25 protein-coding genes are annotated in these 23,824 nt (G+C 68.3%); 13 read left to right on the top strand and 12 right to left on the bottom strand.

Annotated features, from left to right (window positions below; all coding sequences use genetic code 11):
• Nucleotides 1-20: 20 nt before the first annotated feature.
• The 3 genes from VSH64_RS41820 to VSH64_RS41810 form a co-directional block, all read right to left on the bottom strand.
• Nucleotides 21-1,118: an ABC transporter permease gene (locus VSH64_RS41820; protein WP_326568245.1), complete on the bottom strand. Its 1,098-nt coding sequence runs from the start codon at nucleotides 1,116-1,118 to the stop codon at nucleotides 21-23.
• Nucleotides 1,118-2,683 carry an ABC transporter ATP-binding protein gene (locus VSH64_RS41815; protein ID WP_326568244.1) on the bottom strand — a complete coding sequence of 522 codons (1,566 nt, stop codon included), beginning with the start codon at nucleotides 2,681-2,683 and terminating at the stop codon, nucleotides 1,118-1,120. Before VSH64_RS41815 ends, VSH64_RS41820 begins: the two co-directional genes overlap by 1 nt.
• Nucleotides 2,684-2,776: 93 nt before the next feature.
• The gene (locus VSH64_RS41810; RefSeq protein WP_326568243.1) at nucleotides 2,777-3,922 is read right to left on the bottom strand and encodes a BMP family lipoprotein; all 1,146 of its coding nucleotides are present in this window, start codon (nucleotides 3,920-3,922) and stop codon (nucleotides 2,777-2,779) included.
• A 732-nt stretch (nucleotides 3,923-4,654) separates the two neighbouring features.
• Between VSH64_RS41810 and sdhC the strand changes: the two genes are divergently transcribed.
• From sdhC to VSH64_RS41785, 5 genes are all read left to right on the top strand, one after another.
• Nucleotides 4,655-5,098: a succinate dehydrogenase, cytochrome b556 subunit gene (gene sdhC, locus VSH64_RS41805; RefSeq protein WP_326568242.1), complete on the top strand. Its 444-nt coding sequence runs from the start codon at nucleotides 4,655-4,657 to the stop codon at nucleotides 5,096-5,098.
• A gap of 2 nt (nucleotides 5,099-5,100) precedes the next feature.
• Nucleotides 5,101-5,517 (top strand): succinate dehydrogenase hydrophobic membrane anchor subunit, encoded by a 417-nt coding sequence (locus VSH64_RS41800; protein ID WP_220246220.1) that lies wholly within the window; start codon nucleotides 5,101-5,103, stop codon nucleotides 5,515-5,517.
• A gap of 48 nt (nucleotides 5,518-5,565) precedes the next feature.
• Nucleotides 5,566-7,320: a succinate dehydrogenase flavoprotein subunit gene (gene sdhA / locus VSH64_RS41795; RefSeq protein WP_326568241.1), complete on the top strand. Its 1,755-nt coding sequence runs from the start codon at nucleotides 5,566-5,568 to the stop codon at nucleotides 7,318-7,320.
• The gene (locus tag VSH64_RS41790) at nucleotides 7,320-8,090 is read left to right on the top strand and encodes a succinate dehydrogenase iron-sulfur subunit (RefSeq protein WP_326568240.1); all 771 of its coding nucleotides are present in this window, start codon (nucleotides 7,320-7,322) and stop codon (nucleotides 8,088-8,090) included. Before sdhA ends, VSH64_RS41790 begins: the two co-directional genes overlap by 1 nt.
• 175 nt (nucleotides 8,091-8,265) lie before the next feature.
• Complete coding sequence (locus tag VSH64_RS41785) at nucleotides 8,266-9,189, top strand: hypothetical protein (RefSeq protein ID WP_326568239.1); 924 nt, start codon at nucleotides 8,266-8,268, stop codon at nucleotides 9,187-9,189.
• Between the two features lie 251 nt (nucleotides 9,190-9,440).
• Here VSH64_RS41785 and VSH64_RS41780 read toward each other — a convergent pair whose 3' ends face one another.
• The gene (locus VSH64_RS41780; RefSeq protein WP_326568238.1) at nucleotides 9,441-9,695 is read right to left on the bottom strand and encodes an SCO4848 family membrane protein; all 255 of its coding nucleotides are present in this window, start codon (nucleotides 9,693-9,695) and stop codon (nucleotides 9,441-9,443) included.
• Nucleotides 9,696-9,738: 43 nt separating this feature from the next.
• Here VSH64_RS41780 and VSH64_RS41775 point away from each other — a divergent pair, with 43 nt between their 5' ends.
• Entirely contained in the window at nucleotides 9,739-10,971 is a 1,233-nt protein-coding gene (locus tag VSH64_RS41775) for a D-alanyl-D-alanine carboxypeptidase family protein (RefSeq protein ID WP_326568237.1), read from the top strand.
• On the opposite strand, the gene VSH64_RS41770 is transcribed toward VSH64_RS41775, so the two are convergent.
• The 5 genes from VSH64_RS41770 to VSH64_RS41750 all read right to left on the bottom strand — a co-directional run bounded on the left by VSH64_RS41770 (nucleotide 10,968) and on the right by VSH64_RS41750 (nucleotide 15,660).
• Nucleotides 10,968-11,981 (bottom strand): YhjD/YihY/BrkB family envelope integrity protein, encoded by a 1,014-nt coding sequence (locus VSH64_RS41770; RefSeq protein WP_326568236.1) that lies wholly within the window; start codon nucleotides 11,979-11,981, stop codon nucleotides 10,968-10,970. The two genes, VSH64_RS41775 and VSH64_RS41770, sit on opposite strands and share 4 nt — an antisense overlap.
• A 54-nt stretch (nucleotides 11,982-12,035) precedes the next feature.
• Nucleotides 12,036-12,548 carry an AAA family ATPase gene (locus VSH64_RS41765; protein ID WP_326568235.1) on the bottom strand — a complete coding sequence of 171 codons (513 nt, stop codon included), beginning with the start codon at nucleotides 12,546-12,548 and terminating at the stop codon, nucleotides 12,036-12,038.
• A gap of 17 nt (nucleotides 12,549-12,565) precedes the next feature.
• Nucleotides 12,566-13,819, bottom strand: a complete 1,254-nt coding sequence (locus VSH64_RS41760; RefSeq protein WP_326568234.1) for a hypothetical protein — start codon at nucleotides 13,817-13,819, stop codon at nucleotides 12,566-12,568.
• A gap of 24 nt (nucleotides 13,820-13,843) precedes the next feature.
• Nucleotides 13,844-14,866, bottom strand: a complete 1,023-nt coding sequence (gene trpS, locus VSH64_RS41755; RefSeq protein ID WP_326568233.1) for a tryptophan--tRNA ligase — start codon at nucleotides 14,864-14,866, stop codon at nucleotides 13,844-13,846.
• 455 nt (nucleotides 14,867-15,321) lie between these two features.
• Nucleotides 15,322-15,660, bottom strand: coding sequence for a hypothetical protein (locus VSH64_RS41750; protein WP_326568232.1), 339 nt, complete (start codon nucleotides 15,658-15,660; stop codon nucleotides 15,322-15,324).
• 441 nt (nucleotides 15,661-16,101) lie between these two features.
• Here VSH64_RS41750 and VSH64_RS41745 point away from each other — a divergent pair, with 441 nt between their 5' ends.
• Entirely contained in the window at nucleotides 16,102-16,821 is a 720-nt protein-coding gene (locus VSH64_RS41745; RefSeq protein ID WP_326568231.1) for a chitinase, read from the top strand.
• A gap of 178 nt (nucleotides 16,822-16,999) precedes the next feature.
• Here VSH64_RS41745 and VSH64_RS41740 read toward each other — a convergent pair whose 3' ends face one another.
• Complete coding sequence (locus VSH64_RS41740) at nucleotides 17,000-17,815, bottom strand: exodeoxyribonuclease III (RefSeq protein ID WP_326568230.1); 816 nt, start codon at nucleotides 17,813-17,815, stop codon at nucleotides 17,000-17,002.
• 41 nt (nucleotides 17,816-17,856) lie between these two features.
• Between VSH64_RS41740 and VSH64_RS41735 the strand changes: the two genes are divergently transcribed.
• The 3 genes from VSH64_RS41735 to VSH64_RS41725 all read left to right on the top strand — a co-directional run bounded on the left by VSH64_RS41735 (nucleotide 17,857) and on the right by VSH64_RS41725 (nucleotide 19,883).
• Nucleotides 17,857-18,597: an MBL fold metallo-hydrolase gene (locus tag VSH64_RS41735; RefSeq protein WP_326568229.1), complete on the top strand. Its 741-nt coding sequence runs from the start codon at nucleotides 17,857-17,859 to the stop codon at nucleotides 18,595-18,597.
• Between the two features lie 42 nt (nucleotides 18,598-18,639).
• A complete protein-coding gene (locus tag VSH64_RS41730; protein ID WP_326568228.1) occupies nucleotides 18,640-19,209 on the top strand; it encodes a TetR/AcrR family transcriptional regulator in 570 nt (189 codons plus the stop codon).
• Between the two features lie 116 nt (nucleotides 19,210-19,325).
• Nucleotides 19,326-19,883 (top strand): permease, encoded by a 558-nt coding sequence (locus VSH64_RS41725; RefSeq protein ID WP_326568227.1) that lies wholly within the window; start codon nucleotides 19,326-19,328, stop codon nucleotides 19,881-19,883.
• Between the two features lie 19 nt (nucleotides 19,884-19,902).
• Here VSH64_RS41725 and VSH64_RS41720 read toward each other — a convergent pair whose 3' ends face one another.
• Together VSH64_RS41720 and VSH64_RS41715 are read right to left on the bottom strand one after the other, a co-directional pair.
• Nucleotides 19,903-20,217 (bottom strand): SH3 domain-containing protein, encoded by a 315-nt coding sequence (locus VSH64_RS41720; RefSeq protein ID WP_326568226.1) that lies wholly within the window; start codon nucleotides 20,215-20,217, stop codon nucleotides 19,903-19,905.
• A 239-nt stretch (nucleotides 20,218-20,456) separates the two neighbouring features.
• Entirely contained in the window at nucleotides 20,457-21,680 is a 1,224-nt protein-coding gene (locus VSH64_RS41715) for an NADP-dependent isocitrate dehydrogenase (RefSeq protein WP_326568225.1), read from the bottom strand.
• A 229-nt stretch (nucleotides 21,681-21,909) separates the two neighbouring features.
• Between VSH64_RS41715 and VSH64_RS41710 the strand changes: the two genes are divergently transcribed.
• From VSH64_RS41710 to VSH64_RS41700, 3 genes are all read left to right on the top strand, one after another.
• On the top strand, nucleotides 21,910-22,398 hold the full coding sequence (locus VSH64_RS41710; RefSeq protein ID WP_326568224.1) for a hypothetical protein: 489 nt from the start codon (nucleotides 21,910-21,912) through the stop codon (nucleotides 22,396-22,398).
• A gap of 313 nt (nucleotides 22,399-22,711) precedes the next feature.
• A complete protein-coding gene (locus VSH64_RS41705; RefSeq protein ID WP_326568223.1) occupies nucleotides 22,712-23,074 on the top strand; it encodes a DUF2203 domain-containing protein in 363 nt (120 codons plus the stop codon).
• Nucleotides 23,075-23,108: 34 nt separating this feature from the next.
• A complete protein-coding gene (locus VSH64_RS41700; RefSeq protein WP_326568222.1) occupies nucleotides 23,109-23,708 on the top strand; it encodes a class I SAM-dependent methyltransferase in 600 nt (199 codons plus the stop codon).
• The last annotated feature ends 116 nt before the right edge of the window (nucleotides 23,709-23,824 follow it).

The raw sequence follows: 23,824 nt of genomic DNA, 5'->3' as shown, positions 1-23,824 counted from the left end.
CGGGAACTCCGTCACCTGGCTCACACCGCACCGCCTTCCGCGACGGACGAACCCTTGCGCCCGTTGCCGGCGAGCGCTCGGCCCACCCTGCGTTGTTCGGCCGCGAGGTCGGCGCGGCGCACGACCTCGTACGCGATGACAACCGACAGCACGATGATGCCCTGCATGATCGTCGCGATCTCCTTGGACACGTTGATCTGCTCCAGCGACACCGCGGAGGTGTCGAGGAACGCCCACAGCAGCGCGCCGAACGCGATGCCACCGGGGTGGTTGCGGCCCAGCAGCGCCACGGCGATGCCGGTGAAGCCGTACATCTGCGTGGCCGTGATGCCGTAGCTGTAGTCGCGGCCGAGCAGCTCCGGCATCGCGACGAGACCCGCCACCGCGCCCGAGAGCAGCATCGCGATCAGCGTCATCCGCTTCGCGCTCACGCCACCGGCGGCAGCGGCGGTCGAGGACTCACCGCTCGCCTTGAGCTCGAAACCGAACCGCGTGCGGTTGAGCATGAACCAGTAGGCGATGCCGATCACGATGGCGATGAAGAAGAACCCGAACAGCACACCCGACCCCAGCGGCACGCCGGGGATCCGGCCCGACGGCGCGATCGTGCGCGTGCCGATGTTGTTGCCCGACTGCACACCGAACTGGTCGGCGTTCACGAGGAACGCGATGATGCCGGCGACGATCGAGTTCAGCATGATCGTGGAGATGACCTCGCTGACGCCGCGGGTCACCTTCAGCACGGCGGGAACCAGCGCGTACAGCGCGCCGGAGGCGACCGCGACGATCAGGATCACGAGGGTGTGGATCACCGGGGGCAGGTGCAGCGCGCCGCCGATGATGGCGGCCACCACGGCCGCGAACCGGTACTGGCCCTCGACACCGATGTTGAACAGGTTCATCTGGAAGCCGATGGCCACCGCGAGCCCGGACAGGTAGTACACCGTCGCGAGGTTCACCGTGTCCACGGCGGTGGAGCCCTTGAAGAGCTGCCCCACCATGGTCCCGTACGCCTCCAGCGGGTTGGCGCCGGAGATGACGAGCGCGATCGCCGAGAGCAGCACGGCGAACACGATCGCGAGCAGGGGCGGCAGCAGCCGCGTGCGCCACGAAGTCATTACGCCTCTTCACCTTCTTCGGCACCGGTCATGGCGGAACCGAGTTCCTGCGGGGTCACCGTGGCGGGGTTCGCCTCACTCACCAGGCGCCCGCGCAGCATCACGCGGATCGTGTCGGAGAGCCCGATCAGCTCGTCGAGGTCGGCGGAGATCAGCAGCACCGCGAGACCGTCGGCGCGGGCCTGGCGGATCTGTTCCCAGATCATGGCCTGCGCACCGACGTCGACGCCGCGCGTGGGGTGCGAAGCGATGAGCAGCACGGGGTTGCCCGACAGTTCGCGTCCCACGATCAGCTTCTGCTGGTTGCCGCCCGAGAGCGCGGCGGCGGGTACGTCGATGCCCGGCGTACGCACGTCGTACTCGCGCACGATGCGCTCGGTGTCGCGGCGCGCGCCGGCGATGTCGAGCAGCTGTCCGCTCGAGACCGGCTTGCGCGTCTGGTAGCCGAGGATCCGGTTGGCCCACAACGGTTGCGTGAGCAGCAGGCTGTGGCGCGTGCGGTCTTCGGCGATGTAGCCGATGCCGGCCTCGCGCCGCGCGAGCGTGCCCAGTTTCACCAGGTCGTGGATCTTCCCGTCGGCCTCGGCGAGCTCGATGTGCCCGCCGCTGGCCTTGCGCATGCCCATGATGGTCTCGACGAGCTCGGTCTGGCCGTTGCCCTCCACGCCCGCGATGCCGAGCACCTCACCCGCGTGCACGGTGAAGGCGATGTCGTCGAGCAGCTTCAGCGTGGAGTTCTCGGCCGTGAGGCTCACGTCCACCAGCCGCAGCACGTCGCGGTCGGTCACCGTCGACTCGCGCGTCTCCGGGCTGGGCAGCTCCGAGCCCACCATCATCTCCGCCAGCTGACGGCTGGTCATGGTCTTCGGGTCGACCGTGCCGACGGTGGTGCCGCGCCGGATCACCGTGACGGTGTCGGCGATCGCGCGCACCTCGTCGAGCTTGTGGGAGATGAAGAGGAAGGTGTAGCCCTCGGCCTGCATCTCGCGGACCGTGGTGAAGAGCGCGTCGACCTCCTGCGGCACGAGCACAGCGGTCGGCTCGTCGAGGATGATGATCTTCGCGCCGCGGTAGAGGACCTTCACGATCTCCACGCGCTGGCGGTCGGCCACGCCGAGCTCTTCGAGCAACGCGTCGGGCTTGGCGCGCAGGCCGGTCTGCTCCGAGAGCTTCGCGAGCCGGGCGCGCGCCTCACGGCCGATGCCGTGCAGGGGCTCCGCGCCGAGGAACACGTTCTCCGCGACGGTGAAGTTGTCGGCGAGCATGAAGTGCTGGTGCACCATGCCGATCCCGGCCTCGATGGCGTCCTGCGGGTTGCGCAGTTTCAGCTCGGTGCCGTTGATGGCGATGGTTCCCTCGTCGGGCTGCTGCATCCCGTAGAGGATCTTCATCAGGGTCGACTTGCCCGCGCCGTTCTCGCCGCAGAGGGCGTGCACCTCGCCCGCGGCCACGGTGAGGTTGACGTCGGAGTTGGCGACCACGCCCGGGAAGCGTTTGGTGATCCCGGTCAGCTGGACGGCCGTCGTGCCCCGGTCGGGGACGGCTTCGGCCTCGGGAGTGCTCATAACGAGGACATCCAGTTCTGTCGAACGCAGTTCTGACGAAACGCGCGAGGGCTCGGAAGGAAGATCCTTCCGAGCCCTGGCACGTGGCTGGTACTACTTGGCCGGCTTGTCCGAAACCTGGATGGCGCCGGAGATGATCTGGGCCTTGTACCCGTCCAGCACGTCCTTGATGTCGTCGACCTTGCCGCCCGAGGTGGCGTAGCCGACGCCGTCGACCTTGAGGTCGAAGCGCTTCGGCAGCACGCTCAGGTCGCCCTTGGCGTCGGCCTGCAGGAAGTCGAACACCGCGACGTCCACGCGCTTCAACATCGACGTGATGATGATGTCCTTGTCGGCCGCGACGGTGGCCTGGTTGTACTGGTCGGAGTCGACCCCGATGGCCAAGGCCTTGCCCGACGTCTTGGCGGCGTCGAACACACCCTTGCCGGAGGCACCGGCGGCGTGGTAGATCACGTCGGCGCCGTTGTTGATCTCGGCGGCGGCCTTCACGTTGCCCTTGGCCGGGTCCTGGAAGCCGGAGAAGTCACCGGCCGGCGTGAGGTACTCGTCCTCGATCTTGACCTTGTTCGACACGGCCTTCGCGCCCTGCAGGTAGCCGGCCTCGAACTTCTGGATCAGCGGCGTGTTCACGCCACCGATGAAGCCGATGTGGCAGTTCTTGCTCTTGTAGACGGCGGCGACGCCGGCCAGGAACGAACCCTGCTCCTCGGCGAACACCAGCGGCGTCACGTTGGGGAGCTTGATCGTGTCGTCGTCGACGATCGCGAACTTGGTGTCCGGGTGCTTCGGCGCGACGGCGGTCACGGCCGGCGCGTAGGCGAACCCGACCGCGATGATCGGGTTGAGACCCTGCGACGCCATCTGCTCCAGGCGCTGCTGCTTGGCCGACTCGCTCTCGCTCGGGCTGGCCGTGCTCTCGCTGACGGTGGTGATGCCGAGCTCGGACTTCGCCTTGTCGACACCGGCCGCGGCCGCGTCGTTGAACGAGGCGTCACCCCGGCCGCCGATGTCGAACGCCAGACCGACCTTCAGCTTGCTGCCGTCCACCTTCTCGCCGGTCGAGCTGCTGCTCGTGGCCGCGGCGGGAGCCGCGGGCGGCTTGGGGGCGGTGACGCAGCTCGAGTCCGAGCCGCTTCCCGCCGCGGTGTTGGTGCTGCTGCTCCCGCCGGTGTCCTTCGCGCACCCTGCCAAGGTGAGGACCCCGGCCATGGTCGCGGCGGCCAGCGCGGTTCCACGCATGCGACGCAACGTGTGTCTCCCTCCCCGCTGATCCAGCGGACGAATCGAGATCGACCCGGCTCCATCGCCGAGTTCGACGGCAGAACCGTACCCAACGGCAAGACGAGCGCCATAGGAAAGGCACGCTACGTGACACAAACGTTTACTCAGCGGTCCGATTCGCGACCGATCGTGTACTTACGGTGATCAACTGGTTCAGGAACGCGCTCACCAGCTGTCACCGCGGACCCGGTACCGGACCGTCGTCGCCGCGCGCGTTACCCGTCCGGACGATCTTCGTCCACCAGTCGTCGAAAGCCCGCCGAAAGCACTACTGAAGACCCCGCCGAAGGGCCCCGTCGGAGGCCGCGCGGAACGGGGCGTTGCGGACATCACGAAAACCGTTCCGGCCCGGCTTGTTTTTCACCCGCGACCGCACCCGGTTCCGGCGTGCTGAATCGAATCGACCGGGCCCGAAGCCCCAGGTCGCCTTCACCCCGGGCCGGGCGCGGCGCGTGGCCGGCGCCACACGTCCGAGTGGCTCAGGACGCTGCGGGTGTCTGGTCCATCACAGAGACGAACCCGGAGGTGAGCCGGGTGCAGATGGCGGGTCTAGCATCCTTTCATCCACGCTCGATGGCCCTAGATCTCGGCATCGCTGCCGGCGTTGTCCCCAGTGGACCGACGCCGCGGCGGGTTGCGGACCTCACCGGTCACCCGGGCACAACAGATGACGTTGGAGGCCGTTCACCGATGTCCACCACGGCGAGCTCCGCCACTGAGGCGGCAGCGAGCGATCGGGCGGGTGCCTCACGCCGGCAGGGGACCTTCTACCGGGGCGACCCCGGCATGTGGTCCTGGGTGCTGCACCGCATCACCGGCGTGCTGACATTCTTCTTCTTGTTCGTGCACGTGCTCGACACCGCGCTGGTGCGCGTGTCGCCGAACACCTACGACCAGGTGATCGACACGTACAAGACGCCGCTCGTGAACCTGCTCGAGGTCGGTCTCGTCGGGGCGGTCCTCTTCCACGCCCTCAACGGCATCCGCGTCATGCTGGTCGACTTCTGGTCCAAGGGACCGAAGTTCCAGAAGACGATGCTGTGGGTGATCGGTGTCGTGTGGGTCGTCGTGATGATTCCGGGTGCCTTCTTCATGCTGAAGCGCACGGCCGAGATGCTCTTCGGGGGTAACTGACCATGGCCGACTCGCTCGTCATCGAATCGCCGCGCACCCCGAAGCGTCCCGCGGCCCGTCGCAGCAACTTCGAGCTGTACAGCTGGCTGTTCATGCGCATCTCGGGCCTCGCGCTGATCATCCTGGTGCTCGGCCACCTGCTGATCATGAACATCCTCGACGGCGGTGTGCACCGCATCAACTGGGGCTTCGTCGCCGGCCGCTGGGCCTCTCCGTTCTGGCAGTTCTGGGACCTCGCGATGCTGTGGCTCGCCGAGATCCACGGCGGCAACGGCCTGCGCACGATCATCGACGACTACGCGCGCAAGGACTCCACGCGGTTCTGGCTGAAGATCCTGCTGTACGTGTCGATGGTCCTGATCCTGGCCGTCGGCACGCTGGTGATCTTCACGTTCGACCCCGAGATGCCCGCCAGCTAGGCGCACCCACCACACACTGCTCGATTCCTGATAAGCGGAGCAATCCCTATGCAGTTCCACAAGTACGACGTGGTGATCGTCGGTGCCGGCGGCGCCGGCATGCGCGCGGCCATCGAGTCCGGCCAGCGCGCCCGCACCGCGGTCCTCACGAAGCTGTACCCGACGCGGTCCCACACCGGCGCCGCCCAGGGCGGCATGTGCGCCGCGCTGGCGAACGTCGAAGAGGACAACTGGGAGTGGCACACCTTCGACACCGTCAAGGGCGGTGACTACCTGGTCGACCAGGACGCGGCGGAGATCATGGCCAAGGAGGCCATCGACGCGGTCCTCGACCTGGAGAAGATGGGCCTGCCGTTCAACCGCACGCCCGAGGGCAAGATCGACCAGCGCCGCTTCGGCGGCCACACACGTGACCACGGCAAGGCCGCGGTGCGCCGCGCCTGCTACGCCGCGGACCGCACCGGCCACATGATCCTGCAGACGCTGTACCAAAACTGCGTCAAGTACGGCACGGAGTTCTTCAACGAGTTCTACGTGCTCGACCTCGTGACCAGCGAGGACGAGAACGGCAACCCGATCGCGTCCGGCGTGGTGGCCTACGAGCTGGCCACCGGCGAGCTGCACGTGTTCCAGGCCAAGTCCATCGTGTTCGCCACCGGCGGCGCGGGCAAGATCTTCAAGACGACGTCGAACGCGCACACCCTCACCGGTGACGGCCTCGGCATCATCTTCCGCAAGGGCCTGCCGCTGGAGGACATGGAGTTCTTCCAGTTCCACCCGACCGGCCTCGCGGGCCTGGGCATCCTGATCTCCGAAGCCGTCCGCGGCGAGGGCGGGATCCTGCGCAACTCCGAGGGCGAGCGCTTCATGGAGCGCTACGCCCCCACCATCAAGGACCTCGCGCCGCGCGACATCGTCGCCCGCTCGATGGTCCAGGAGGTGCTGCAGGGCCGCGGCATGGGCCCGAACAAGGACTACGTGGTCCTCGACGTGACCCACCTGCCGGTGGAGGTCCTCGAGACCAAGCTGCCGGACATCACCGAGTTCTCGCGCACCTACCTGGGCGTCGACCCGGTGAAGGAGCCGGTGCCGGTGTTCCCGACGTGTCACTACGTGATGGGCGGCATCCCGACCAACATCCACGGCGAAGCGCTGCGCGACAACGAGAACGTGATCCCGGGCCTGTACGCGGCCGGCGAGGTCGCGTGCGTGTCGGTGCACGGCTCGAACCGCCTGGGCACCAACTCGCTGCTGGACATCAACGTGTTCGGCCGCCGGGCGGGCATCGCGGCCGCGGAGTACGCGCTGGCCCACGAGCACGTGGAGCTGCCGGAGCTGCCGACCAAGCTGGTCGAGGAGCAGCTCTCGGGTCTGCTGTCGGAGCACGGTGACGAGCGCGTCGCCGACATCCGCAAGGAAATGCAGCAGACGATGGACTCGCACGCTTCGGTGTACCGCACCGAGGACACGCTCAAGCAGGCGCTCACGGACATCCAGGCGCTGAAGGAGCGGTACACGCGGATCACCGTGTCGGACAAGGGCAAGCGGTACAACACCGACCTGCTCGAGGCCGTCGAGCTGGGCTTCCTGCTCGAGCTGGCCGAGGTCCTGATCGTGGGCGCCCTGGCGCGCAAGGAGTCCCGCGGCGGCCACGCCCGCGAGGACTACCCGACCCGCGACGACACGAACTTCATGCGCCACACCATGGCGTACAAGCAGGGCGAGGGCCTCTCGGCCGACATCCGCCTCGACTACAAGCCGGTGACCTTCACGCGATACGAGCCGATGGAGCGGAAGTACTGATGACTGCGGCAACCACCGAAGAAGCCCCCGCGGCCTCGCAGGACCACACGCCGATCACGGTCACGCTGAAGATCCTGCGCTTCAACCCCGAGGTCGACACCGAGCCGCACTGGGAGTCCTACGACGTCCCCGCGCAGCGCACCGACCGGCTGCTCAACCTGCTGTTCTACGTCAAGGACTACGTCGACGGCACGTTCTCGTTCCGCCGTTCGTGCGCCCACGGCGTGTGCGGTTCCGACGCCATGCAGATCAACGGCATCAACCGTTTGGCCTGCAAGGTGCTCATGAAGGACCTGCTGGAGAAGGACGGCAAGAAGACCGTCATCACCATCGCCCCGATCAAGGGCCTGACGACGTTGAAGGACCTCTACGTCGACATGGACCCGTTCTTCGAGGCCTACCGGTCGGTGAAGCCCTACCTCATCAACTACGGCCACGAGCCCTCCCGCGAGCGCATCCAGTCCCAGGCCGACCGTGACCGCTTCGACGACACCACCAAGTGCATCCTCTGCGCCTGCTGCACGTCGTCCTGCCCGGTCTACTGGAACGACGGCTCGTACTTCGGCCCCGCCGCGATCGTGAACGCCCACCGCTTCATCTTCGACTCGCGCGACGACGCGGCCGAGGAGCGGCTGGACATCCTGAACGACGCCGAGGGCGTGTGGCGCTGCCGCACCACGTTCAACTGCACGGACGCCTGCCCGCGCGGGATTCAGGTGACGAAGGCGATTCAGGAAGTGAAGAGGGCTTTGCTGTTCAAGCGGGTCTGATAATTTCGCTGTCGAGAGGCCCCCATCCGGTATGCCGGATGGGGGCCTTTTCGTTGCCGGTTCGCAGCCAAGTCGGACAAAACTCCCCTGAACGGAGCTAGGGCGACTGTGCGTGATGGGACTAACCTGGCGAGTTACCGATGTCTCATACGGTCGTGCGACGGGGAACGAACAGATGAGCGCTGGTGCGGAACTGCGGAAGGTGCTTTCCCAACGTGGGGCACCGTTGATCGCCGATCTCGAAGAACTCGTGTTCCGGCACGGTTACTTGCGGGTGTTCGCCGCGACGGTGGCCTCGCTCGGCAGTGTCGGCCTGCTCGGCGAGGTGCTCGGCTTGGCCTGGCTGCAGACCACGTTCGCGAGCATCGCGGGTGGGCTGTTCGTGATCGCGAGCGCGATTTCCTTCGCCGGCACGCACAAACTCCGCACCAGGGTGAAGCACAGCGAGGAACTCCTGCACAGCTACGCCGACGCGCTCGCCGTGCGCACCCGCAAGCCCATCTCGGTGCAGGAGTGGAAGCAGGAAGTGACCGTGGAGGACAACGGCGACGCGTTCTGCCGCCGAGTTCTCGTGCTCCACGAAGCGGGCGACCGGATTCCGAGGTATCTCTCGGTGAACCTGGTGTACTACGGCACCACACCGTTGTCCGAACGCGGCCGCAGATTGGTGGAGTGCAAAGCTTTCCACGCCGGACCGGAAGACGTCGATCAGCGAACGCGTGCCAATGCGACGTCCATCTGGTCCACTTCTTCCAACGGTAAACCGAAGCTCGACCTCTACATTCACCTCGGCAACGTGGTTCAGGAGGGCGATGTGGTCACGGTCGAATGGACCTGGCCGAAGTACTCCGTGGATCTGATGACCGGCGCGGAACCCGAGGCGTTCGACGTCCTGTTCACAAAGGACGTGAGCAAGTTCGAGCACCGCGTGATCTTCCGCAACGTCAAACACGATTCGTCGTTCGTGGTGCGCAACCAGGGCGCGCAGGGGCTGCGCCGGATCCGCCAGGGCAAGGACGTGGTCGTGGAGTTCTCCGCCGCGAATCCGAAAATGTCTCACCGCATGGGCTTCATCGCGGATTACTCACGCGACGACTGACAAGACGACAGACAAGGCGGCCGGCAACAGGAAAGGGCCCGGAGTCGAAACTCCGGACCCTTTCCCGGGTGCGCGATCGGGTGAACCGATCAGTTTCCACCCGTTTCGGAACCGCCGTGCATACGAAGTCCATTCACATTGCCGAGCCACCTGATGGCGGCTCGCGGGGTCGCTGAATATACCCCGCGCCCCCTCGGCCGTCGTGCCGGCCCACCCATCGGGATACGCGATCACCGAGTGCCGCCGAATGATCACTTGTCGGCGGACACACGTTCCTCCGATCGGGTGGCGCGCACCGCACGCCACCCCAGCACGCCGATGTTCGTCCCCAGCACGAACGACACCACCGTGAGCACCGCGTGCACGAAGAAGTACGCCGTGGGCGAGCCGTCCGGGGCCCACGATTGGGTGCTGGCCCAGAGGTTCTTGGCGAAGGTGATCCAGATGATCCAGGACCACACGCCGAACAGCAGCAGGAAGACCGCGGTACCTCGCGAAATGCGCATGCCCCTGAGTATGCAACCGGGCTCTCGGCGCTAGATTGCGTGGGTGCGCAGAGTTTTCTCCCGGTCGCTCCCGGTCCTCGTCGCGATGCTGGTCGTCGTGGGGCCGGTGAGTCAGCAGGCCCACGCGGTCGGACGAGGCCCGGCGGCCACGCAGGCCCAGCCCTGCCAGGGCCAGGCCGCGCCACCCGCGCCCGTCGACACGTCCGAGAAGCCGGCGCCCGGGCAGACCGTGCCGCCGCCGTTGCCGGTGCCCGTGGAGCCCGTGGGCGGGCTGCGGATGGGCGGCTGCGGGATGGTCCTGCCCGACGGCGCGCTCAACCCGCCGGACGGCAACACGGCCGCGTCGTGGGTGGTGCAGGACCTCGACACCGGTGACGTGATCGCGGCGAAGGACCCGCACGCGCGCGAGCGGCCGGCGTCGCTCATCAAGACGCTGCTGGCGCTGGTCGTGGTGTCCGAGATGAAGCCCGACCAGATCGTGGTGCCGACCAAGGAGGACGCCGAGCAGGAGTGCACCTGCGTCGGCATCACGGCGGGGGCGTCGTACACCGTCGACCAGCTGCTGCACGGCCTGCTGATGCACTCGGGCAACGACGTGGCCCACGCGTTCGCCACGGCGCTCGGCGGAGTCGACATCACGACGACCAAGATGAACCTGCTGGCCAAACGCATCGGCGCCACGGACACGCGCGCGGCGACGCCGTCGGGGCTCGACGGGCCCGGGATGTCGACGTCGGCCTACGACCTGAGCCTGATCTTCCACTACGCGATGAAGCAGCAGGAAATCGCGCAGGCCGTGGCCACGAAGTCGTACACGATCCCGCCGGCGGGTGGGAAACCCGCCATTCCGGTCTACAACGACAACAAGCTCCTCGGCGTCTACCCCGGCTTCCTCGGCGGCAAGACCGGGTTCACCGACGACGCCCGCCACACCTACGTGGGCGCCGCGCAGCGCGACGGGCACCGGCTGGCCGTGGTGATGATGCGCGCGGAGCAGCGGCCCACGAAGGTGGTCGACCAGGCGGGCAAGCTGCTCGACTACGGCTTCGCGCTGGAGGACGACCACGCCGCGCCCGTGGGCCGCATCGCGTACGAGGCCCTCGTGGCCACGGCGCCGCCCGCTCCCCCGGCGAACGTCGCCGCCGGCGCGGCTTCAGCGGCCGCGCCCGCGAAGGACGACCCGTTCGGCACCACCGGCTGGATCCTCACGCTGGTGGTCGCCCTCATCATCATCGGCGGGTTCGTGATCGGCCACCAGCGCAAGAAGCAGGCCTAGTCGCGCCGGCGGCCCATCCAGCCGAGCAGCGCGCCCACGCTGAACACGCCCGCCGCCGTGCCCAGGCCGAATCCACGTTGGACGGTCACGCGCGGCTCCAGCCGCACCGGCGCCGGCGGCCGCACGACCTTGCGCTGGTTCTCCTTCGCCGTCGCGGTCCACGCCGTGACCATGAGCAGGAAGCGCGACACCAGGTTCGCGAACACGAGCAGACCGATGATCGGCCCGAAGATCGCCGCCGCCGGTGATTTCGTCACGCTCGCGAGGTAGATCGACGCCACCTGCTGCAGGATCACGAACCCGATCGCGGCCACGATCGCGCCCTTCACCGCGCTGCGCATCGCCACGTGCTCGCGAGGCAGCCGCGCGATGACCCAGATGAACACGAGCGTGTTGGCCGCCAGGCCCAGGATGATCGTCGCCACGCGCAGCGCCCACACGGCCCAGGTCGCGTGTTCCAGGCCGACGAGTTCGAGCAGGTACTGCCCCACCCCGCCGCCGGCCGCCGTCACCGCGAACGACACGATCAGCGCCACGCCGAGCCCCACGAGCGAGAGCAGGTCCTTGATCGTCGTCGCCACGATCGGCTGCTGCTTCTTCTCCTGACCCCACTGCGCGGTGAGGGCGTCACGCAGGTTCGACATCCAGCCGATGCCCGAGTAGAGCGCCAGCAGCAGACCGAAGATCCCGATACCGCTGCCGGACTTGATGGCCGCGTCGACGATCTGCGTCACGAGTCCTTGTAGCGCCTCGGGCACGGAACTCTTGATCCCGTTGCTGATCTGGTCGATCACCGCCTGATCGCCGCCCACGACGATGCCCACGACCGCGAACGCCACCATGAAGATCGGGAACACCGCCAGCACACTGAAGTACGTGATAGCGGCGGCGTAGTGGTTGCCGTAGTTTTCGCCGAAGGATTCATTGGCTCGGATCAGGTGATCCAGCCACGGGTACTTCCGCCGCAGCCGAGGCAGCAGCTTTTCCTGGTCACCAGTCTTGTTCGCCACCGTAAAACGGTAAACACGGTGGGTGAGAGCCGCAACGCGAGCGGCCACTCCGGGTCAGTGCAGAGCGGCCAGAACGGCTCGATAAGCCTCGTCGACGTGGCCGGCCGCGGTCGTGATCACGCGCGCCCGCGGCCGTTCGGCCAGGAAAGCTTCGAGGTGGTCGTAGAACTCGCCGACTTCGGCCGCGGTGGTTTCGTGGTGCTCCGGCCGGGGTACGCGGTCGGCGAAGCGGTTCAGGACGTTGTCGCGGCTGTCCCAGAGCACGAGCTCGTGGAGGGCCGCGCCGGTTTCGTGCGCGAGATTCTCCAGCTGCAGCAGGAAATCCGGGCGGGCGAGCAGCTGCGGGACCACCACGTCGTGGCCCGCGGTGAGGTGCGCTCGCGCGGCGGCGAGGGCCAACGCGCGGGCCGCTTCCCCGGATTCACGCGGCCGCTCCCGCCAGCCGCCGACGAGCACGCGGATGCGGTCGATGTCGAGGTTCAGCGCGGGCGGGTGGTCTTCGGCGAACCGCGCCGCCAGCGTCGACTTGCCGATGGCGGGCGGTCCGTTGAGGACGATCAGTCGCACCTGTACCCCTTGAAAACCTAGGCTCCCTGGAAGGCCCGGGCGATCTTCTGCCCGGCGGGCACCAGCAGGGTGTTGGCTTCGGCGAGGCTGATGCCGTCGGGGTGCGCGTCGTGGTCGTCGACGTTCAACTCGAAGGCGAAGCGGCCCTTGCGGAAGATCAGCACGCCCCGGGTTTTCACCGACAGGGTGTCAGTCATGATCTTCGATTCGTCACCGATCGCGGTCGACGGTGCCTGGCCGCCGTGGGCACCGGCGGTGTTCTCCACGTACTGCTTGGCGGCGTCGTCGGTGAGGAAGCTCGTGGCCGTGAGCGAGAGGGCCTTGCGCGAGAGCGGGTCGTCCTCGCCGGTGCCGCGCTCGCAGGTGATCTGCACGTAGTTGCGCTGCTGCGGGTCGTGCGGGAACACGATGTCGCCGACGGCGGTGCCCGGCGTCTCGGTGACCAGCGGCGACGTCTCGGCGCCGATGGCGGGCGTCACCGTGTTGGCGGTGAGCAGCGGGCACGGCTGCGCGACGGGCACGGGGAACACCGGGCTGGCGTAGTCGACGGTGCTCGGGCCGGCCGGGGCGTTGGTCTGCTTCTCGAGGTTCTGCATCACGCGCTTGGCGATGTCCTGCAGTTTCCCGGCGTTGCCGGCGCCCTTGAGATCGAAGTCGAAGCTGGCCACGGTGTCACCGAGGATCACGGCGGCCTCGCCCGAAGCGTCGGGTTCGGGCACCGGGCGGCGCTTCGAGTAGGCGTGCACCGCGCCGAGGGTGATGCTCGCCGGTGCGCCGACGAACGCCGCCGCCGTCTCGGCCGCCGACGGCACGTACGCCGGCTGCGAAACCGCGACCGACAGCGTCTCCTGAAGCGTGCTGTCCTTCGACTCCAGGGCGTACGTGCACTCGTTGAGCGCCTCGCCGGGGGCCTGGGAGTAGGTGATGGCCGAGGTCTCGAGCGGGCCCTTGCCGTCGCCGGTCAGGTAGATGCGCTTGAAGTTCACGACGTTCGGGTCCGGCCGCGAGCCGACCTTCACGCCGAGGTCGGTCAGGTCGTTCAGCGACAGCAGGTTGCACGCCTGGATCACCGGCTTGCCGCCGACCTGCACGGCCTGAGCGTGGGGCTTTTCCTTCAGCGGCGCGGGGTCCGGGTAGTCGGAGCCTTCGTAGCCGGGCCGCTGCGTGGTCTGGCCATCCGGGATCCCCGACGCCTGCTGGCTGTCCGGAGTGGACTCACCGCACCCGGCGAGCAGCACCAGGACAGCCAAAAAGGACAGACTTTTCTTCAATTTTTGTCCCCCGACAAATGTTTCTCAGCGAGCGGCCGGCAGGAAGCCCAACCGCTCGTATACGGTGGCGAGCGTGGGCGCTGCCACCTCCCGTGCGCGCTGCGCCCCGCGGGCGAGCACCTTGTCGAGCTCGGCCACGTCGTCCAAATAGGACTGCACGCGGGCCTGGATCGGCGTGACCCACTCGACGAGGACTTCGGCGAGGTCCTTCTTGAGGTCGCCGTAGCCCTTGCCGTCGTACGCCGCCTCGAGGTCGGCGATCGAGCGCTCGGCGAGCGCCGAGTAGATGCTGAGCAGGTTGGACACGCCGGCCTTGTTCTCGGCGTCGAACTTGACCTCGCGGCCGGTGTCGGTCACCGCCGAGCGGATCTTCTTGGCCGAGCGCTTCGGGTCTTCGAGCAGCTCCACCAGGCCGTTGGCCGCGGACGCCGACTTGCTCATCTTGGCCGTCGGGTCCTGCAGGTCGTAGATCTTGGCCGTGTCCTTCACGATGTAGGGCTCGGGGACCACGAACGTCTTGCCCAGGCGGTTGTTGAAGCGCTGCGCGAGGTTGCGCGTGAGCTCCAGGTGCTGGCGCTGGTCCTCACCGACCGGCACGGCGTTGGCCTGGTAGAGCAGGATGTCGGCGGCCTGCAGAATCGGGTAGGTGAACAGCCCGACGCTGGCCCGGTCGGCGCCCTGTTTGGCCGACTTGTCCTTGAACTGCGTCATCCGGCTGGCCTCGCCGAACCCGGTCTGGCATTCGAGCACCCAACCGAGCTGCGCGTGCTCCGGCACGTGGCTCTGGACGAACAGCGCACTGCGCTCCGGATCCACCCCGATGGCGAGCAACTGCGCGGCCGAGCGGCGCGTGCGCTCGAGCAGCACCTTCGGGTCCTGCTCCACGGTGATGGCGTGCAGGTCCACGACGCAGTAGAAGGTCTCGTGCGTGTCCTGCAGCTTCACCCACTGCCGCAGCGCGCCGAGGTAGTTGCCGAGGTGGAACGAGTCGGCCGTCGGCTGGATCCCGGAAAGCACCCGCAGGCGCCCGTTCTGTTCGTCGGACACGTCGGGGATTCTTTCAGGAGCTTTCGGGAGGCGCAGGGGTGGGTCCGCGGGGAGGTCGCTTTTCGGAGCTTTGGCGGGGGCGTGAGCGGGGTCTCAGGAGTTGGTGGGTGTCGATGGCTGCCAACTGGATGACTGCGGGTCCGTGCGGCTACAAGCCCGACCGGGTCGCTGTGAGGCAAGCCGTGCGGTGCGAGTGGCCGGGCCGGCATGGGGCGAGTTGTTGCTGGTCCAGGGTGCTTCAGAGCGCCGCTCGGAGCTGGGCCACGAGTAGGCGGCGGGCCAACGGGGATCCGCCCTCGCCAGGCGCGAGTGCTGCGTGGCCAGGTTCTGCCGCAAGGGAGCGGCTGTGCTCGGGGCCACTGCACGGGGGCCGATTGGCCCGACCGGGCCGGAAATGTCGTGCTTGTCGCGTGGCTGCCGGGCCGCTGGGACCACTGGGGCCCGCGGTCAGGGCGTCAGGGCTGCCGGATCGGCGCGAGGGGCCGGGTGGGGTCTTCGGTGGCGACGGACTCGGCCGCGGGCTCGGGCGTGGCGAGCGCGGTGGCCGCGCGGGCCTTGCGGCGCTGGCGCAACACGCCGAGGGCCATGCCGACGATGCCGAGGGCCACGGCGACCAGCCCGACCGGGCCGAGGATGCCGAAGCCGGGTGAAGCGGTCTCCGCGCGGACCACGCCGTCGTCGGCGAGGGCCGTGCCGCTGCCGACCAGCAGCAGCACGGCGGGCAGCACGACGAGCGTTGCCGACCGGGCCGAGCGCAGCGTGGACCGCAACAGGAGATGACCTGGGTTGCGCACCGGAGTGCCTCCCGCGAAGTGATGTTCCTGGCGAGATCTCTCACCCGTAAGGATGAGCCGTTCTGTGAAAAAACTACCGAGCGTGTCAAGACCTGTCGGTTCTGATCAACTCGGGCGCCGACACTAGCGCCCGTCCGGGGAACCCGGGTGACCACCCCCAGGCTGACGGTGTCACTGGTGGTCAGCGCCTTGCGGCGCGATTCCGGTCGCCCGAACGGCCGTTCGCGGTGTCCGGTTGACCCGATTCCGATCGCACGCCGCGAGCAAAACGTGAAAAACACTCACCCGTTCGGCGGCATCGGACTACGGACAGCAAGTTATTCACCAACTCCACTGCTCTGATCGCGTCTTCTTGACCATGGAGCCCTGTTCACCCTGAAGTGATTGGTCTATACCTCATTGGTGTAGACCACTCCCCAGGGCAAACAAAGGAGTTAGCCCATGTCCCTGCGAAGGATCCTCACCGCCGTCGGAATGGCCGCCGCGGCCGCGGTCGCGGTGCTCGTGCCGGCCACCACCGCGGCGACCGCCGCGCCCGCCGCGAGCTTCGTCGTGAGCGAGGCGCAGTTCAACCAGATGTTCCCGGGGCGGAACTCGTTCTACAGCTACAGTGGACTCACCAACGCACTCGGCGCGTACCCGGGCTTCGCGAATTCCGGCAGTGACACCGTGAAGAAGCAGGAAGCCGCGGCGTTCCTCGCGAACGTGAGCCACGAAACCGGTGGCCTGGTGTACATCGTGGAGCAGAACACCGCGAACTACCCGCACTACTGCGACACGAGCCAGTCGTACGGCTGCCCCGCCGGCACCGCCGCGTACTACGGCCGCGGCCCGATCCAGCTCAGCTGGAACTTCAACTACAAGGCCGCCGGCGACGCGCTCGGCATCGACCTGCTGCACAACCCGAACCTCGTGCAGAACGACTCGGCCGTCGCCTGGAAAACCGGCCTCTGGTACTGGAACACCCAAAGCGGCCCCGGCACCATGACCCCCCACAACGCCATGGTCAACGGCCGCGGCTTCGGCGAAACGATCCGCAGCATCAACGGCTCCATCGAATGCAACGGCGGCAACCCCGCCCAAGTCCAAAGCCGCATCGACGCGTACCGCAAGATCACCGGCATCCTGGGCGTCGACCCGGGTGGCAACCTCAGCTGCTGAGGCACCTGAGGCTGTCGGAAAAGCCCCTCGGTGGCGGCCGAGGGGCTTTTCCGTTGCTCTGACAGGAAACCGGCGCGGGTGACGGGTTCAGCCAGTCCGTGGGCCAAACAGCGCGACGTCACGCCTCGGCCGCCGACACCCGGCACCCAGCGCGCCGCCTTCGCACCACACCAACGACTCAGCGAGGAAAAGGCACGTCGTACGTAGCCGTGACCGGAGCGTGGTCCGACCAGCGTTCCGCGTACGTCGCCGCTCGTTCGACGACCACGGACTGCACCGCGGCGGCCAGGGTGGGGGTGGCCAGTTGGCAGTCGATGCGCCAGCCGGAGTCGTTGTCGAAGGCCTGGCCGCGGTAGGACCACCAGGTGTAGGGGCCCGGGCCGTCGTGGAGGCGGCGTTGGACGTCGACGTAGCCGGCCTCGGAGTAGACGCGGCCGAGCCACTCGCGTTCTTCCGGCAGGAAGCCCGAGTTCTTGTGGTTGCCCTTCCAGTTCTTCAGGTCGACGGTGTCGTAGGCGATGTTCCAGTCGCCCACCACCACGACCTCGCGGCCGGCCGCGGCGGCCTTCGCGCGCAGCTCGGCGAGGTGCGGGAGGAAGGCCGCCATGAAGCGTTCCTTCTCGTCCTGGCGCTCGGTGCCGACGTCGCCGCTCGGGAGGTACAGGCTGGCCACCACGACACCCGGCAGGTGCATTTCGAGGTAGCGCCCGCTGTCCTCGAACTCGGGCTCGCCGAAGCCGACGCGCACCTCGTCCGGCTCGACGCGGCTGTAGAGCGAGACGCCGTTGCGGCCCTTGGCCGACGAGGGCGCGTGGGCGGCGAACCAGCCCTCGGGTTCGACGACGTGCGCGGGCAGCTGCGCGGCCTCGGCCCGCACCTCCTGGCAGGCGACGACATCGGCCTTCGTGGTGGCGAGCCACTCGACGAAGCCCTTCTTCACGGCGGCCCGCAGGCCGTTGACATTCACGGTGGAGACGGTCAGCACCCCGCGCACGCTACCCGCCGGGCCCGACAATCCTGTGCCAGACTGCGCCCATGGCCCGACTGACCGTGCTCGGCAGCTGCGGCGCCTGGCCCGAACCCGGCCGCGCGTGCGCGGGATTCCTTCTCTCCCAAGGCAACCACCACGTCGTGCTCGACCTCGGCTACGGCACCGCGAGCCGCCTGTTCACGCATGTCGCCGCGAAGGACCTCGACGCCGTGGTGATCACCCACGAGCACCCCGACCACGTCGCGGACCTCACGGCGCTCAGCCGCGCGTGGCACGACACCGCGGAAACCAAGCGCCTGCCGCTGCACTGCACCCCTGGCGTGCTGCACCGGCTCGAAGCCGCCGAGCCGCGGCCGCACCCGGCGACGATCTTCGACGTCCGCCCCTTCGCCCAGCCTGAAACCGTCGGCCCCTGGCAGCTCACCTCCGCGCCGCTCCCCCACCACGTGCCCGACCACGGCGTGCGGCTGAGCTCGCCGCACGGCACCGTCGCGTACTCCGGCGACACCGGCCCGTCGAGGCTGCTCGTGGAGCTGGCCCGCAGCGCCGACCTGTTCATCTGCGAAGCCACGCTCCAAGGCGAGCCGCCGGACGAGCCGCGCCACCTGCTCACCGCCGCGGAGGCCGGGCGCACGGCGGCCGAGGCAGGGGTCCGGACCTTGCTGCTCACGCACTTCTGGCCCGGCGCCGACCGAGCCGTGTCGGCCGCGGAAGCCCGCAGGGAGTTCGACGGCGAGGTGCTCGTGGCCGACGAAGGCCTGACCATCGAGCTTGACGAGCGGTAGCTAACGCCATTAGCTTTAAAGCTATGACAGTTAGCCAACCTCGTGTCGCCTAGAGCCGGCCTCACGCCCGACGCCGTCGTCACCCTCGCCCTCGAGGTGGTGGACGCCGACGGTGCCGAAGCGCTCAGCCTCGCCAAGGTCGCCGAACGCGCGGGTGTCGCCACGCCCTCGCTCTACAAGCACGTCGGCGGTCTCGCCGCGCTGCGCCGGCTGATCGACCTGCGCGTGGCCGCCGAGATGACCGAAGCGTTGCGCGGCGCCGCGACCGGCCGTTCAGGTGACGACGCGATCGAGGCCCTCGCCGACGCCTACCGCGCGTACCTGCGCGCCCACCCCCACCGCGTCGCCGCGCTGGAAACCGCGCCCGACGAAGGCGACGAGGAGCTCGCGAAGGCCACGCACGGCGTCGCCGAAGTCGCCTTCGCCGTGCTTCGCCCGTACGGCTTCAACCAAGCGAAGACGGTGCACGCGACGCGGTGCCTGCGCGCTGCCGTGCACGGCTTCGCGAGCCTCGAAGCGTCCGGCGGGTTCGGCCGGCCCGAAGACGTCGACGCCAGCTTCACGCTCCTGAAAACGATGCTCGTGCGCGGCATCGCCGACTACACCAGCTGAGGAGAACCCATGTCCTTCGTCCTCGCCGTCCTGCTGTTCACCGTCGCGCTCGGGATCCCCGACGCGCGGTTTCCCTGGCAGGCCAACGCCAAGCCCGCCGAGAGCGAGGTAACCAGATGATCGCCGGGCACTTCGGGCTCGCCGCCGCCGTGAAGGCCGGCCGGCCCGCCATTCCCGTGTGGACGCTGATGCTGGCCACCGCGTGGCTCGACATCGTGTTCACGCCGCTCTACCTGGCCGGCATCGAAACCATCGACCAGTCCGGCGGCACGGGCTACGGCGAAGGCGTGATCCACGCCGACTACACCCATTCGCTCGTCGGCGCGCTCGTGCTCTCGGCCCTGTTCGGCCTGGTCGCGGCCCGCCGGCTCGGACGCAGCGCCGGCGTGACGCTCGGCGCCGTGGCGTTCTCGCACTGGCTGCTCGATCTCCTGGTGCACCGCGCCGATCTGCCGATCCTGCCCGGCAACGCCGGCCACCTGCCGACGTTCTGCTTCGGCCTGTGGCGGCTGCCCGTGGTGTCGATGACCGTGGAGGTGCTGCTGCTCGTGGTCGGCATCGGCCTCTACTGGCGGGCCGCGGCGAAACGCGACCGGCGCAAGGCGCGCACGTTGGCGCTGATCGCGGCGCTCTCAGGTGTGGTGACGGTGGCGCTGGACTTCGCGGGCGTCTAGCGCCAGCCGGATCGGAAGCTCAGCACTTCGACCCGTCGAGCGGCTTCACGAAGTTGCTCGCCACCCACTTGTCCTTCGCGACCTCGCGGAACCCGTTCTGCTGCACCGGCATCGCGTCGAGCTCGGCGCCGTTGAGGTACTTGCCGACGATCTTGCCGTTGCCGTTCGGGGTTTCGCGCGCGTTGAGCACGTCGGCGGTCACCGCGACGCGGCACCCGGTCGGGGAACCCTGGGCGTCGGCCTGGCCCTTCTGGTTCACGACGTAGATCACGATCACCGCGACGATGACACCGATGATGATCAGCATCTTCTTCGGCACCAATCCCAGGATCACGGCCGCTCCTCGATCGCCAACAGTTCCCAGTCGCCAAAAATCGGGCTCCACCAGGGTAGACACGGAGTGGGTCCGCCCGACAGGTCCGGTCGTGCAGACCACCCGGAGGCGCCAACAGCGTCACCCGGTGGTGACAGTGCGTGTTCACGACGAAGGGGCACCTCGGAAGACTCCTCCGAGGTGCCCCTTCGTGGTGGTGGGTAAGGCAGTTCAGCCGGTGGCCGAATGAGGCCCGAAGATCAGCCCTGCGCGATCTTCTTGGCCAGGTTCTCGTCGAGCGTGCCGAGGAACTCCTCGGTGGTCTGCCACGGCTGCTCCTTGCCGATCAGCAGCGCCAGGTCCTTCGTCATCTTGCCGCCTTCGACGGTGTCGATGACCACGCGCTCGAGCTTGTTCGCGAAGCCGATGAGCTCCGAGTTGCCGTCGAGCTTGCCGCGGTGCTCCAGGCCCCGGGTCCACGCGTAGATCGACGCGATCGGGTTCGTGGAGGTCGGCTTGCCCTGCTGGTGCTGGCGGTAGTGGCGGGTGACCGTGCCGTGGGCCGCCTCGGCCTCGACGGTCTTGCCGTCCGGCGTGCGCAGCACCGACGTCATCAGGCCGAGCGAGCCGAAGCCCTGGGCCACGGTGTCGGACTGCACGTCACCGTCGTAGTTCTTGGTGGCCCAGACGTAGCCGCCTTCCCACTTCAGCGCCGCGGCGACCATGTCGTCGATGAGGCGGTGCTCGTAGGTGAGGCCCTTGGCGTCGAAGTCGGCCTTGTACTCGGCCTCGAAGACCTCCTGGAACACGTCCTTGAACATGCCGTCGTAGGCCTTGAGGATCGTGTTCTTGGTGGAGAGGTAGACCGGGTAACCGCGGTCGAGCCCGTACTGCAGCGACGCGCGCGCGAAGTCCTCGATCGACTTGCGGTAGTTGTACATCCCCATGGCGACGCCGCCGCCCTCGGGGAAGTTGGTGACCTCGAACTCCATCGGCTCGGAGCCGTCGGCCGGGGTGTAGGTCATGGTGACCGTGCCGGGGCCGGGGACCTTGAAGTCGGTGGCCTTGTACTGGTCGCCGTGGGCGTGGCGGCCGATGATGATCGGCTTGGTCCAGCCCGGTACCAGGCGGGGCACGTTCTGCATGATGATCGGCTCGCGGAAGACCACGCCGCCGAGGATGTTGCGGATGGTGCCGTTGGGGCTCCGCCACATCTTCTTCAGACCGAACTCCTCCACGCGCGCCTCGTCGGGCGTGATCGTGGCGCACTTGACACCGACGCCGTGCTTCTTGATGGCGTTGGCGGAGTCGATGGTGATCTGGTCGTCGGTGCGGTCCCGCTCCTCGATGCCCAGGTCGTAGTAGTCCAGGTTGACGTCCAGGTACGGGTGGATCAGCTTGTCCTTGATGAACTGCCAGATAATGCGGGTCATCTCATCGCCGTCGAGCTCGACGACGGTGCCCTGGACCTTGATCTTGGCCATGAGCAGCGGTGCTCCTTCCGCGGATCTTCGCGTTACTTCTTCGACTCGTCGATAGCGGTACAAGCGTACTGCTTACCGGTGCTGGATGGTTCCAGAAGTGGTCGGTATCAAGTCTGCCCCTCTTGCTTCCGGCGTCGGCGAGCGGGCACACCACGCGTTCGCCGGTCGCGGAACCGGGTGAAGCCGACGATCATCCCATCGGGGACTCAGCCACCCGGGAGGTAACGCTATGTCGTATTCCGACCCGTACACCACCTATCAACCGCCGGTCTACGAGGCGCCGCCGCCGTCTCGGGCGCTGGCCCGCGTGTTCAGCGGACTGCTCGGCCTGGTGCTCACGCCCGTGGCGTTCGGCCTGCTCGCGGCCGGCGGTTACCGGCAGCAGGTGATCGTGATGGAAGCCCTCACCGCCCGCCGCGACGGGCTCGGCATCGCCCTGACGGTGGCCGGCGCGATCCTGCTGCTGGGGGTCGCGGCGCTTGGTGCGTGGTCGTCGACGGGGCCGCTGCTGGGCGGGGTCGTGTGGGGAGTGCTGCCCGGCGTCGTCGCGCTGGCGATGCCGGAATGGGGCTTCGACCTGCTGAACGCGCTGCCGCACGGCGGGCTGTCGTACGGGTTGTCGTCGTGGCTGTTCTCGGGGGCGCTGCTGGCGTCGGGGTTCTTGCTGGTGGGGACGGGGCTGGCGGCGACGGTGGCGCGGCGGCGTATCGGGAGGTGAGGGTGCTGGTTCGGCTCGCTGGGGTCGTGGCGTGCGCTGCTGGGTGCTTTGGGGCTCAGCTCTTGCCCGGCGCGTTCGTTCCACGGCGGTGGGACCCGCGCCGGTGAGTGCCTTGGGGTGGCGCCCTCGCCCGGCGCTTTTTCCACAGCGGTGAGGCCCGCGCCGATGAGCGCGGTCGGGCGGGGTTGCCGGTCGCGCAGAGTGGTCGGCCCCCGTCGCCGGGCGCTGCCGTTTGGCATCGGCGGCCGCGGTCGTCCGGCACAGTCGTCCGGCAGTCGTCCGGCGCGTTCGGGGGCAGTGAGAACATCCTCACATGGGTCTGTTCACCGTGGCCGAGGCGCGCGCCGAGCTCTCCCGGCTGCTGCCGGTCCTCGCCGAACTCATCCGCGTACGCGCCGACGCTGCCGAGCTCGCCGCTTCGCTGCGGCCCGGCGGACGCGACACCGACCTCGGAGGCCTGCCCGAGTGGAAGGCGGCGCAGGCCCGGCTCGACGAGCTGATGACCATCGTCCAGCGCACGGGCGCCGAGCTGAAGGGCTTCGCGCCCCTACTGGTCGACTTCCCGTCCTCCCTCGACGGCGACGACGTGCTCCTCTGCTGGCTCGAAGGCGACCGCGAGCTGACCTGGTACCACCGCGTGGACCTCGGCTTCGCCGGACGCCGCCGGCTGAGCTGAAAATTCGCTGGTCAGGGCCGCTACGGTGATCGTCGTGAGCTCAGCCTTCGACGAAATGGCCGCCGGTTACGACGACGATCCCTTCCACCCCCTGGTGGCGGACAAGCTGATTTCCTTCGTACCCGAACGCCCCGCCCTGCTGGTCGACGCGGCCACCGGCACGGGCGCGGCCGCGTTCGCCGCGCTGCGCCTTTCGCCCGGCGCGGTGCTCGGCGTGGACATCTCCGCCTCGATGGTGGACCTGGCCCGCACGAAGGCCACTTCGCTCGACCCGGCGGGCGTGATCTCGTGGCAGGTGGGCCCCGCGGTGCCCCTCCCGGTACCCGACGCCGGTGCCGACGCGGTGGTGTGTGCTTCGGCCCTGCACTTCCTCGGCGCCACGGCTCTCGCCGACTGGGCGCGCGTGCTGCGGCCGGGTGGGGTGTTGGCGTTCAGCATCTCGTCTTCGGCGCGCTTCAAGCCGGGTGGGTCGATGGGTGAGTTGATGCCCCGTGACCTGCGGATTCCGGGGTCGGAAGCGGAGGCTGCTGGGTTGGCGACGGCGGCGGGCTTCAGCGCTGCGTCGGCGGAGACGGTGGCGGCGCATATGGGTGGGCGTGAGCGGTTGGTGTTTGCGGTGCGGGCGGTGCGTTAGCGATCGATCGCGGGAGTCCAGATCGCTTCACCGCGCGGCAATCGCGGACCCGGTCAGTGGTGTGCGCCTGCGGAGAGCTGCGTGACCGGACCGTTCGCGCGCCGGCACCGATGTCC

The organism is Amycolatopsis rhabdoformis (genome assembly GCF_035918295.1).
GTDB lineage: Bacteria > Actinomycetota > Actinomycetes > Mycobacteriales > Pseudonocardiaceae > Amycolatopsis > Amycolatopsis rhabdoformis.
Note: the sequence above shows the minus strand (reverse complement) of the source record. Positions and strands in the feature narration are given on the sequence as shown.